At 64.5% G+C, this 11706-nt stretch carries 11 protein-coding genes and 1 pseudogene; 8 read left to right on the top strand and 4 right to left on the bottom strand.

Going from position 1 to position 11706, the window contains the following annotated elements; genetic code table 11:
• Window positions 1-304: 304 nt before the first annotated feature.
• The 3 genes and pseudogenes from J8I87_RS14570 (at window position 305) to J8I87_RS14560 (ending at window position 4588) form a co-directional block, all read left to right on the top strand.
• A complete protein-coding gene (locus J8I87_RS14570; RefSeq protein ID WP_209932148.1) occupies window positions 305-1006 on the top strand; it encodes an SDR family NAD(P)-dependent oxidoreductase in 702 nt (233 codons plus the stop codon).
• A gap of 1252 nt (window positions 1007-2258) precedes the next feature.
• A pseudogene (locus tag J8I87_RS14565) lies at window positions 2259-3475 on the top strand (putative bifunctional diguanylate cyclase/phosphodiesterase); the annotation flags it as partial.
• Between the two features lie 402 nt (window positions 3476-3877).
• Window positions 3878-4588, top strand: a complete 711-nt coding sequence (locus J8I87_RS14560) for a lysophospholipid acyltransferase family protein (RefSeq protein ID WP_209932190.1) — start codon at window positions 3878-3880, stop codon at window positions 4586-4588.
• Between the two features lie 69 nt (window positions 4589-4657).
• Here the strand turns inward: J8I87_RS14560 and J8I87_RS14555 are convergent, their stop codons facing one another.
• The 3 genes from J8I87_RS14555 to treF form a co-directional block, all read right to left on the bottom strand.
• Window positions 4658-5131 carry a hypothetical protein gene (locus J8I87_RS14555; RefSeq protein WP_209932147.1) on the bottom strand — a complete coding sequence of 158 codons (474 nt, stop codon included), beginning with the start codon at window positions 5129-5131 and terminating at the stop codon, window positions 4658-4660.
• Window positions 5132-5326: 195 nt separating this feature from the next.
• The gene (locus J8I87_RS14550; protein ID WP_209932146.1) at window positions 5327-5566 is read right to left on the bottom strand and encodes a hypothetical protein; all 240 of its coding nucleotides are present in this window, start codon (window positions 5564-5566) and stop codon (window positions 5327-5329) included.
• A 261-nt stretch (window positions 5567-5827) separates the two neighbouring features.
• Complete coding sequence (treF, locus tag J8I87_RS14545; protein ID WP_209932189.1) at window positions 5828-7573, bottom strand: alpha,alpha-trehalase TreF; 1746 nt, start codon at window positions 7571-7573, stop codon at window positions 5828-5830.
• 218 nt (window positions 7574-7791) lie between these two features.
• On the opposite strand from treF, the gene J8I87_RS14540 reads away from it, so the two are divergent.
• The 4 genes from J8I87_RS14540 to J8I87_RS14525 all read left to right on the top strand — a co-directional run bounded on the left by J8I87_RS14540 (window position 7792) and on the right by J8I87_RS14525 (window position 10747).
• Window positions 7792-8838, top strand: coding sequence for an FUSC family protein (locus J8I87_RS14540; RefSeq protein ID WP_209932145.1), 1047 nt, complete (start codon window positions 7792-7794; stop codon window positions 8836-8838).
• A gap of 205 nt (window positions 8839-9043) precedes the next feature.
• Window positions 9044-9262 (top strand): hypothetical protein, encoded by a 219-nt coding sequence (locus tag J8I87_RS14535; RefSeq protein ID WP_209932144.1) that lies wholly within the window; start codon window positions 9044-9046, stop codon window positions 9260-9262.
• 536 nt (window positions 9263-9798) lie between these two features.
• On the top strand, window positions 9799-10218 hold the full coding sequence (locus tag J8I87_RS14530) for a rubredoxin (protein WP_209932143.1): 420 nt from the start codon (window positions 9799-9801) through the stop codon (window positions 10216-10218).
• A 106-nt stretch (window positions 10219-10324) separates the two neighbouring features.
• Window positions 10325-10747: a BspC domain-containing protein gene (locus J8I87_RS14525; protein WP_209932142.1), complete on the top strand. Its 423-nt coding sequence runs from the start codon at window positions 10325-10327 to the stop codon at window positions 10745-10747.
• A gap of 9 nt (window positions 10748-10756) precedes the next feature.
• Here J8I87_RS14525 and J8I87_RS14520 read toward each other — a convergent pair whose 3' ends face one another.
• Window positions 10757-11071, bottom strand: coding sequence for a hypothetical protein (locus tag J8I87_RS14520; protein WP_209932141.1), 315 nt, complete (start codon window positions 11069-11071; stop codon window positions 10757-10759).
• Between the two features lie 128 nt (window positions 11072-11199).
• Between J8I87_RS14520 and J8I87_RS14515 the strand changes: the two genes are divergently transcribed.
• A complete protein-coding gene (locus J8I87_RS14515; RefSeq protein WP_209932140.1) occupies window positions 11200-11625 on the top strand; it encodes a MarR family winged helix-turn-helix transcriptional regulator in 426 nt (141 codons plus the stop codon).
• The last annotated feature ends 81 nt before the right edge of the window (window positions 11626-11706 follow it).

Here is an 11706-nt window from a genome sequence, read left to right as displayed (position 1 = left end):
CACTATGCGGCCGAGTATCCGAACGAACCTTGTCCGCGCGTCGCGCGTCTTTATCCCATCGTCCTTTTTTGCTCTACGCGTCGCGCGCGCTTTGCCGGGTGTCCGGCGCGGTTTGCCGCGCGTCCGGCAACGTGTGGACGTGCCGGTGCGCATCGCGCATTCGCGCCGTTGCCCTTATCAACGCTCGGCGTGTGCTTTCGCTCCCGCTGCTCTATAAAAATGTCATGCGTGTGGAAGTTCGTCCCCGTCAATGGGCGTGGAGTGGCTCGACGGGCTTTGACTTACATTTGGGAGCGCGTACTTCATGAACAGTCTGGACGGAACCATCGTCGCCATTACGGGCGCCTTCGGCAGCCTCGGTCTCGTGACGGCGCAAGTGCTGGCGCAGCGCGGCGCGAAAGTCGCGCTGATCGGCAGGGGCAACGCGCCCGCAAACTTGCCCGCGTCGCTGGCGCAGGCGTGCGTTGCGGGCGGTGTCGATCTCGCGCAGCCGAACGCTGCGCAGGCCGCAATCGATTCGATTGCAAGCGAACTCGGCGGGCTGAACGCGCTCGTCAACGTGGCAGGCGGATTCAGCTGGGAGACGGTCGCCGATGGCAGCGCGGCAAGCTGGGAACGCATGTTCGACGTGAATGTGAAGACGACGCTGAACGCATCGAAGGCGGCGCTTGCGCATCTGACGGCGGGCGCGGGCGGGCGGATCGTCAATATCGGTGCAATGGCGGCGTTGAAGGCCGGCATGGGAATGGGCGCTTATGCCGCGTCGAAAGCCGCGGTGATGCGTTTGACGGAGGCGCTCGCCGAAGAACTCAAGGACAAGGGCGCGACCGTCAACGCGATCTTGCCGAGCATCATCGATACGCCGCAAAACCGCGCCGACATGCCCGATGCGGATTTCACGCGCTGGGTGACGCCCGAACAGATCGCCGCGGTGATCGCGTTTCTGCTGTCGAAAGACGCGCAATGCATTACGGGGGCGCTGATTCCTGTCGCCGGAAGGGTCTGACGGGAGCGCGTCAGACCGGCGCGCCGCCATGCACGAGCGAGCCTGGGCGCGGGCTGATTGTTGAGTCCGTTGAGCCTGTTGAGCCGACAAACCAGCCAGCCAACCCCACCAATGGATCACGAAAACATCGCGCAGCCACTCGACTACGCAGGTCGCAAGGCCATGACGATCATCGCTGGCTAACGGTGGCTAACGGTAGCTGCCGCTCGGCAGCGCGGCGACGGCATCGCTGCTCGCGGCCTGCCGCGGCGGCAACGACCTCGCGACGAGCCACGCGCCCGCCGCGACACCCGCCGCGTTCGCCGCGGCGTCGTTCGATCAAGCTCGCGTGACAGCAGCGCTTGCGGCGATTCCCTCGGGCCTCATCGCGGGGAAGTTGACGGCGCCTTGCACCGAAACGCAATTCACGGTTCGCAGGCGATTCATCGACCCCTATTCGGAGGGGCTTTTTTATCGCCGCGGACTTTCGCGCAACGTTTGGACTCCTTGCGCAATTCGGCGATCTTCGCCGCGACGCTCGCCAGGATGCCGAGCGCGCCGACTGTTTCGACCAAAGCAGAAAGCATGGGGTGTCTCCTGATGCAGATGCGAAGGCGCGTGATGCCGGCAACCCGTGCAGTGCAGAGTAAGGCCGCGCTTTACCGCTCACAATCTGGAAGTTCCAAATCCAGACTTCGCCCGTACCGAAGCGTGACGTTCGCAAGTCGAGTCGTGCGCGATGGCGCGCGCCGGTAAATAGAAGAACGTTCGCGGGCTGCGCGATTTGAAGCCGGCGTATTGCGAAGCAACCGCCGCCTCACGGTTTCTTACATCGCGGGCCGTCGGGCGTACGGGTCTGTTTCACCATCCGCTGCGCGGCGCAGCCGTCGGGCAAGAACGGGCGCCGCAAAGGATCCGACCTGCGTGGAAGCGTTTTTCGTATCGAGATCGAGCCGCGTCGAGCGCATCATGTTCGCCGCGTCGCACGGTTCAGAAAGAGACGGAAGGGACGGGCGCGTTCGCGCTCGGTCAGGGACGGTCGCTACTGGGCAAGCTGGAGCAACGGCTCTTCGATGGGCGCGCGGTCCGCGTATCGGATCTCGTGCTGCCGTCGCTGACCAGCAAGGTCCGGATAGTCGTGATGCACGACTGACGCGCTACACGGAACGCTGCGTCCCGGCCAGTGGGACGCGCACCGACGCAATCGTAAAACCGAGCGGAGGCTCGGAATTTTACCTTTGCACTTAACATTGGCTCCCCATCTGTCGATATAGCGAAGACCGAGGGCGGCCAGTTTGCGTTGATGTTCATGGACCTCGACGGCTTCAAGGTCGTCAACGATGCGTACGGCCATCAGGTCGGCGACCGCCTGCTGGTCCAGGTCGCGCAGCGGCTCGCGGCGGCGGTGCGCGCGAGGGATACGGTCGCGCGCGTGGGCGGCGACGAATTCGTGCTGCTCATTCCCGATGAGGGCGCGGCGGGCGCGTCGGCCGTTGCGAGCCGGCTGCTCGCCGCGATTGGCGCGTCGTTCGACGTGGCGGGCCACGATCTGCGGATTTCGGCGAGCATCGGCATCGCGCTGTGTCCCGCCGACGGCGCGTGCGCGCACGACGCGCTGATGCACGCCGACGCCGCGATGTATCACGCGAAGTCGCTCGGCCGCAATGCGTTTTGTTTCTTCGACGCGTCGATGAACGAGAACATGCAGGGCCAGTTGCAGCTGACGCAGGACCTGCGCACGGCGATCGAGCGCAAGCAGCTGGTGTTGCACTACCAGCCGCAGTTCGCCGCGCCGGACGGGCCGATTACGGGCGTCGAAGCGCTCGTGCGCTGGGCGCATCCGACGCGCGGCCTGGTCGGCCCCGACGAATTCATTCCGCTCGCCGAGAAGACCGGGCTGATCGTGCCCATCGGCGAGTGGGTGCTCGACGAGGCGTGCCGCCAGATCCGCGAATGGCACGACACGGGTGCGTTCGGCTGGAATGTGGCCGTCAATCTGTCGCCCGTGCAGTTCAGCCACCCGCAACTGACGGCGCTCGTGCGCGATACGCTCGCGCGGCATCGCGTCGATCCTCGCCATCTGACGATCGAGGTAACGGAGTCGGCGGCGATGCGCGATGTCGAGGCAAGCCTGAGAATCCTGCAAAGCCTCCACGACATGGGCGTGCGCATCTCCATCGACGACTTCGGCACCGGCTATTCGAGCCTGATGTACCTCAAGCGCCTGCCGGCGAGCGAGCTGAAGATCGACCGCGGCTTCGTGCGCGAGCTTGCGCACGACGCGGAGGATGCGGCGATCGTATCGTCCGTGGTCGCGCTTGAGCAGACACTCGGCATCGATATCGTCGCGGAAGGCGTCGAGACACGCAAAAGGAATTTTTGACGCGGCTAGGCTGCAATTCGCTGCAAGGCTTGCTGCTCGGACGGCCCGTGCCAGCTGCGGATCTGGGTGCTTTCCGGGCCATGTGCCCGCAGGCGACCCTGTCATGACGCGAGCGCCTCGGCGGCGCGATCCACCGATCGGCGCGATCGGCACGATTTGCGCGGGCGGCGCATTTCGTCTGAGTGTTGGCTGGCACACAATTCGTCGAGTGTGTCTCGGCGATACTCTGCGTGCGCACGGGGGAAGTTTGCGCATAGCGACAAGTCCAAAGGGGCGAAGCGTTGAACCGTCTGCAAAGCGAGCGCGCCGTGCGGTGCGAGACTTTGCCGAATGCCTAACCTTCTGGCGCCGTAAGGCGACCTCAGCCTCCAAAACTACACTCTGAACGCCGGCCTTGGCCGGCGTTTTCTTTTTCGCGTGCCGCAGCTTTGCCGCATGCGGTTTCGTCATCGCCGGTAGTATCTGGGTTTGCCTTGCGCCCCTCCAAGTCTTTGCCAATGACATATAACCTGCGCGCTGTCCTCACCAAATGGCTGTTCATCGTCTATCTGCTCGGCAGCGGAACGATCTGGTCCGTGCTGATGCTGCTGCTGTATCCGTTCGTCGGACGGCAAGGGCGCTACGGGCTCGCGGCGCTATGGTGCCGGGCGCTCGTCGCGGTGATGCGCGTGTTGCCGGGCATCCGCTGCTCCATAGAAGGTCTGGAGCATCTGCCGAAAGAGCCGTCGATCATCCTGTGCCGTCACGAGTCCACGTGGGAGACGCTTGCGTTCCTTGCGCTCTTTCCGCGCCGGATCAGCTTTGTGTTCAAGCAGGACCTTCTGCGCATTCCGTTTTTCGGCTGGGTGCTCAGAGGGCTCGACATGGTGAGCCTCGATCGGGGTTCACCCCGCCAGGCGCATGTCGCCGTGACGCGGGAAGCGGCGCAGCGGCTCGCGAAAGGCGATATCGTCGTGATCTTTCCGGAGGGCACGCGCGTGCCGCACAGCGCGCCCGTGAAGCTGACGTCGGGCGGCGTGCGTCTCGCTTGCGCGACGGGCGCCATGATCGTGCCCGTCGTCCACAACGCGGGGAAAGTGTGGCCCGCGAAGGGCTGGCCAACGGGCGCGGGTCATATCCGCGTGGTCGTCGGTCCTACGCTGTCGCCCGTCGACCGGTCCGCGCAGGAACTCAGCCACGAGGTTCATGACTGGATGCAGGCGGAACTTCAAAAGCTCTAGCTTGCCCGGAATCTGCCCGCATCGTGCCGGGCGACACGGCATCGGCGTGATGTGTTGCGTGTCGCGTGCTTACGCGGTCGCGACGGCTTGCGCCATATCCTGCTCGGTGCGCATCAGGCCTTCGACCATGCGTGCTTCGGCCTTCGCGATGTCTTCGAGCGATGCCGCGGCGAGCTGCCGTTCGAAGATGCCGAGCGCGATCGACAGCCACGCGTAGTTCTCGCCGTCGATCATCCACTGGCCGCTCGCCTTTTCGGTGGCGTCGATGTCCGTCATTGCGATCTGCGCTTCGGCGATGTCATCCAGCGCGTCAGGGCGATGACCAATGCGGCTGAGTTCTTCCGCGACCAGCAGTTGCCTGCCGAGCGTGGTGAAAAGCTCGCGCGAGCCATGACCACGGCGGAACGCGTCGAGACTCGCGTACGCCTGCAGAAGCATGGCCCGCGTGATCGGCTCGTGCGCCGCGCGGCTGAACGTCAGCGCGCGCAGCAGCGGCGACATGGCGGGACGGGTCTGTTTGCGGCTTCGCGATTTGTGCGACATGGTGGTGTACCTCTTTTCTTCGTTTCCGGCGGCAGATGGCTTGTGAATTGCGCGGAAAAAGGGTGCCGCCGATGTTCTGGCGGCACGTCACAGGGGAATCAATGACAAGCCTGCGAGCGGATAATGAGCCGCGACAATTAAGGCAGAATTAAATCGTGCGCGCGGTTCGATCGGTACGCTCAGGCTTCGTCGAATCTACTGGTATTGCGCGTGGAGCGATTGATGTTGCGCGGCCTGTTCTTCGGCGTGCTTTTTCGCAAGATGGCGTCCGACGATGCAACCGCCCACCGCGCCGACCACGGCATGATGGCCCGCATAGTGTCCCGCGACGCCGCCGACCACGGCGCCCTTGAGGCAGCCCGCCGCATGCGCCGTCCCGCCGATGGCAAAAAAGAGCGTTGCGGCGGCGAGCGTGGCTTTCCCGAAAGCTGTCATGCTGATGTCCGTTTAATGTGTGTTGGTTTTGTTCGATCCGATGTTGCGCCCGCGGCTTCGATTTCAATAGCACCGAAAGCAGCACTCGAAAGCCGCACTCGAACGCCGCTTGCGCTCGCGACGCTGATGGCGCTCACAGTGTCGGCGCAGTGTACGCGGCGCCCCATGCCGAAGGTGCAACATGTCTGCGAGTTTCGTAACAAGCAGTTAGGTCGCGCAAAGCACGTGAGTATCGCGCAGCCGTCGCGCGACACGGCTTCGTCAATGCGCTGGCGTTTCGTGCAGACGGTGCGTCGTTTTCGGCGCGGCGGCGGCCGCCGACGCCGCTGCCGACACGCCGACGGGACCGGAAGGCAGATCGGCGGGGCGCGTCGACTTGCCCGCCGCGTCGGGATACATCGCCATCAGCGTAAGCAGCACGCCGTTCGTCCAGCCGAAGCCATCCTGCAACGGATACTCGCCGCCGCCCGCGGCCGTCGCGCCCGCCTGCGCGTCGATGTCGTACTTTTCGACCAGCTTGCCCGTGTGCTGGTAGTACGTGACATTGGTCCGTATCCAGCGCGTGGCGATCTGCTGTGCGAGGTCCATGTGGCCATAGCGCCGCAGGCCCGTCACGGCGAGATACTGCAACGGCGCCCAGCCGTTCGGCTCGTCCCATTGCTGTCCCGTCTGGACCGTGGTGGTCGCGAGGCCGCCCGGACGCAGCATCCGCGCGCGCAACGTGGCGGCCACCGACCCAGCCTGCGCTTTCGTCGCGACGCCCGCATACAGAGGGTAGACGGTCGCCGCGCTGAGCCTGTGCGTGAGCCGGCCCTTGACGTAGTCGTAATCGCCGAATGCATTCATCTGCGCATCCCATAACACGCGGCGGATCGCATCGGCGCGCGCGGCGGCGCGCTGCTCCAGGTTCTCCGCATGCGTGGCGTCGCCCTGCACGCGATACGCTTTTGCCAGCGTCCGTTCGAGTTCGACGAGCAGACAGTTCAGATCGACGGGGATCAGCGACGTGACGTCGATGGTCGCGAGCGACCTGCCGTCGGCGAACCAGCGCGAGCTGAAGTCCCATCCCGTTTCGCCGCCCGCGCGCAGGTTGCGCCACAGGTCTTCGGCGTTGCGCTGCGGTGTCGCTTGCGCGGCGACGACGTCTTCCCGATACGATTCGTCGCGCGGTGCGGCGCGGTCGTCCCAATAGCGGTTCAGCAACGTGCCGTCCGGCAGACGCACGAGATGTCCGTACGCGCTGCCGGGCGCGATCCTGTCGTGGCCGTCCATCCAGTACGCGTATTCCTTTCGCAGTACGGGCAGGTAGTGCAGATACGCCGCGTCGCCTTCGCGGTCGGCGTCGAGACGCACCATCTGCGCAAAGAACGGCGGTTGCGAGCGGCTGAGGTAATACGTCCGGTTGCCGTTGGGGATATGGCCGTACCGGTCGATCAGCGTCGCGAAGTTGTCGAGCTCGTTTTTCAGCAGTTTTTCGCGCCCGCTCTGCCGCAGTCCGAGCATGATGAAGTACGAGTCCCAATAGTAGATTTCGTCGAAGCGGTCGCCGGGCACGATGTACGGATCGGGCAGCGGCAGCAGCGACGACCACGGGCTGGCGCTCGCATCGGGGTCGCGCCGCAGGACGGACCAGAGCGTGTCGATATGCGCGGTGACACTCTGATTCGGATCGGACACATAGTCTTTCGTTTCGCGCGCGGGCAGCGTGAAGCGCTGTTCGACGAAGCGCCTCAGGTCGAACTGCACGTCTTGTCTCTGCCCGGCATAATCGGCGACGATCTGCTGAGGTGGCGCGTTGGGCACCATATCGGCGAACGTCTTGCTGTCGGGATACAGATGCGCGAGTTCGACGTCGCGATACAACTCGCCGTACAGATCGGATGGCGGCACGGGCACGACGGGCGACGCGTTCCGCGTGCCCGCGTCCGATGCGGCGGCAGCCGCCGATGCATCCGGAATCGGCGTGGCAGGCGAAGGCTGCGCGAAAGCCTGCTGCGCATTGAGCATCAGCAGCGCGCCGGCGCACAGGGCGATACGGGCTGCGTCGAGCGCTGCCGGCAGAATGCGGCAGGCTGGGGTGTGCGGTATCGGCATGTCGTTCCTGGGACGAAGTCTGTTCGCATAGACGAGTCGCGCCAGCAAGCTAAGTTCCCCGACAAATCGAAACCACGCACATGCGCGGTCGAGAACCGCATATCGAGCATGCGTTTTGATGGAAGCACGGGATGACTGTCCAGCAACGAAAGGGGTTCAGAGACCTGATTGCCGCGCCCGAAACGCGGCGCCTCGCGCGCACGCTGACGGGCTGCGTGCTCAGCTATGGCGCGGCGCGTCTTGCGACCTTGCCCGAAGGATACTGGGCGCTCATCACGACACTGATCGTCGTCACGCAGCCGAGCCTCACGCAGGCGATCACAACCGCGCGCGACCAGATCATCGGCGCGTGCATCGGCGCGATCGTCGGCGGCTTGTGCATCGTGGTCGTCGAGCGCGGCGCGGACCCGATCACGGTGTTCTCGATAGCGCTGCTGCCGCTCGCGGCGCTCGCGGCCGCGCGGCCCGGCTTGCGGCTTGCCTGCGTGACGCTGGTGATCGTCGTGCTCGTGCCGGGTGACGGCGGATCGGCGTTCGAGCGGCCATTGCATCGCGTAGCCGAGATTCTGATCGGCGCAGCCGCCGCATTCATCGCCACGGTGACGTGGCCGAACCGCGCGGTGAAGGGCGCGCACCGCAATGCGCGCGAATGTCTCGATGCGCTCGCGCAGATGATCCAGTTCAGGCTCGATGCAAAGCAGGACGATGCCGCGCTCACGCGTCTCGAGCAACGCAGCATCGACGCGCAGGCGGCGCTTGCGGAAGCATTGCAGGAGGCCGGGCGCGAGCATGTGTTCGTGCCGATCCTGCGTGGCAGCTCCGATGCGATCGACAAGATGCCGCCGTTTCTGAGCCGCTTGCATCGCGACGTGCTGGTGTTCGGCCAGGCGCTTGCGCATGAGCGCCTGGGCAACAGCGACGCGCATGTCGATGAAGCGTGGTCGGCGTTACCGCGCGCGCTGTCGTTGCTCGCCGACGGCGCGGGCGCGCTGCCCGTGAATGCGCGCAAGCTGCGGCAGGCGCGCGAGGCGCTTGCCCCATTGCTGGAAAGGATCGATGGACGCGTGGATGGCCGTCGTCCGGCGTGGGGCGTCGAACTGGTGATGGCGTTGATCGTCAAGGATACGGACGGTCTCGTGCAGGTCCTGACGCCGTCGGGCAAGGGCGCGGCGCTGTAATCGAATGCCTGCGTGGCGCGGGCCGCGGTCTGCCGCATGGTCCCGCTCAGGCCTCGCTAACGCGATGGCGATCGAGCGGCTATGCTGGTAGAGGGCGCGAGCGTCGTCTTCATGCAAACGACTGATGAATGAGTTGCGCGCGTCGTCGTTTGCAAACGAGCGTGCCGTCGATTGCTGCCGCAACGATCGAACAAGGAGTCGAACAATGAAAACCCTTGCTTGCGTGCTTGCTCTTGCGGGCCTCGCTGGATTGGCCGCGCCGATCTCGTCGTTCGCGAAGATCGATCAGAACGCAGACTACTATCGCGCCGAAGATCGCGTGAGAAACACGTCTGGCGACCCGAAGGATGCCGCGCAGCACGCCGATTGCCAGAAGAGCGGCAAGTGCGGCAGCAGCGCGACGCCAGGTGCCGCGAATCAGTAATTGCCGCGCTGTCGGCCTTCTCCGCGACGCGAGGCGACGCGAGGTGATGCGTCGCCTCGCGGATTCGTTTCGTTTCGCTCGTGTTGCAAACATTCGCGCAGCGCTCGCTGACGCTGGCGTCGCCCTGCGCGCAGCGCGGGCACGAACGTCGGACGACCCGCAACACCCGTGCAGAAAGAGTCTATTCACTGCAAAGAGGTAATGACGGCCTTCCCACGAGCGATAATTCGCGCTCGAAACGCAAGTCAACCCTTCCGGATGCCACACCCCGATTCGAGCAAGCCGACAGCGAAAAGAAAGCTACGGACCGAATGAACGTTTAAAATCCGGGCTCGCGATTTTCTTTGACCGTTTGCAATCCCCCGGTCGCCCGTCAATTTTTCGTTCCATTTCATGTCGACTCCCAACCGTACCCACTCCCGGCGTTCGCTGACGCTCCTCGAAACGCTGTCGCTGATAGGCATCGCCGCCGTGCTGTGCAGTGCGTTGCTGCGTCACTTCTTTTAGGCGTTCCGGCACTTCGCCCCTCATTTCACATGTACAAGAAAGCCACCGCTGTCGAAATCCAGTTCTCGCCCGATCGGCTCAACGATGGGGCAGGCGATCCTTTCTGGATCGATCTGAACCTGACGGAGGCGGCCGCGCTGCATCAGGCGCTGCAGCGCTATCTCGACTCGCATGCGGATCAGCGGAGCACGCCGCTCGTCGTGACGCTCGATCACGACGGGCACGCGACGAAGCCGGCATCGAACGACGCGGCGGCGGCACGGCCGTCTTCAACAGCCGATGACTTCAAGCAGTGGGTGTGCGTGATTTGCGGCTGGATTTACGACGAGGCAGCCGGCTTGCCGGAAGAAGGCATTGCACCCGGCACGCGCTGGGCCGACGTGCCGGAAGACTGGCGCTGTCCGCTTTGCGACGTCGGCAAGCAAGACTTTGCACTGGTCGAATTCTGATCGCGGCGCAAAGCCAAAGCGAACAGCGAGTCACGCCCGGCGGAGCGGGTATACTTTCGCGCCTTGAACGTTTGCAACACATTCGCACCCAAGGCGTCACTCCGCAATGAAACACTTCACTGCTGCATTCGGCCTCTTTTGTCTCGTCTGGTTCTGCTCGAGCGCGTTTTCGCAGTCGCAAGCCGATGTTCCCGACGACTATGCGTACCTCGCGCGTCTGCATGTGCGCCCGGCCGTCATCAATTGCATTGCCGAACTCGACAACTGGATCCGGACTACGTCACGCTATGACATGTTTCTCGCGCCGGACCGTCGCGCGCTGAAGGCGAAGGTCGACGAAAACGACGGCCTCTTCTCGGGCAACAAGGGTCCGCAGCAGGTCGAATCGACGGTGACGATGCGCGCGTTCGCGCGGGTTCGCAGCAAGCAGTCGTGGATCCCCGTGGTCGCGAAGTGCGGCATCTGGCGCGAGCACGTCGTCGGCGTATCGATGCAGCAATACGAAGGCCGAACCGCTGTCGTGCATTGATGGCGCGGGCTACTCGCCGTGCTCGTTCAGCTTGAATCCCGACGACGACGGACCATACGAGAACGGGTGAATCAGCAAACGCACGTCGTACTCGCGCAACGCCGAAAGATAGGACGGACCGTGGATGATGGCGGGCGACGGCGTCGACGCCCGATGCCGGTCGCGACGCTCCGGCTGCGTGAGAGCCGAATCGAAGTCGGAAGGCGTGCTGGCGAGTGCGATGATGATCCCGCTGCCTGCGGGGCCGTTCGCGCGGGCCGAATACACGCCGGCTGCGCTGAACGCGGCCATCCACGCTGCTAGCAGAACGACGTAAGATTTCATTTGCGACGGGACCGCGTGAGTCTGATGCCGGCGTGCCGTCTGCGCACGATGCGCCGATCCGCCGCTGTAAGTCGATATTAGTCACGCGATGACCTATTTGCAAACCACCCGACATCAGGAGTCTCCCCATGGCAGCACGTCCCACCGCTGCGGTCCAAGCCCCGACCAAGCAGGATCTGGAGGCGATGTCCGAGTTCCGGTACCAGTTGCGCCGCTTCCTGCGGTTTTCCGAAGAGGTCACGCACACGGCAGGCGTCACGCCGTTGCAGTATCAACTGATGCTGCATGTGCAAGGCATCGCGGGCCGCGCGTGGGCGACGGTCGGCGAACTCGCCGAACGTTTGCAGGCGGCGCCTCACGGCACGGCGGCGCTCGTGTCGCGCTGCGAGTCGGCGGGGCTCGTCGTGCGCAGGGCGAGCCGCAGCGACCGCCGGCAGGTTGAAGTGCATCTGACGCCGAAAGGCGAGCGGCTTTTGCTCAGGCTGGCTACCCTGCACAAGTCCGAAATCCAGGCGTTCGGCTGGGCGTTCAACGGCGAGGCCGAAAGCGCATGAGTTCCGTTTTTGGCGCCGCGTGCGTTGCGGCGCGATATGGCACGGCATGACCTATCGCTGAACGCCGACGCGCGGCCAGGT

This window comes from Paraburkholderia sp. LEh10, assembly GCF_017814945.1.
Lineage (GTDB): Bacteria > Pseudomonadota > Gammaproteobacteria > Burkholderiales > Burkholderiaceae > Paraburkholderia.
This window is presented reverse-complemented; position numbering and strand designations above follow the sequence as displayed.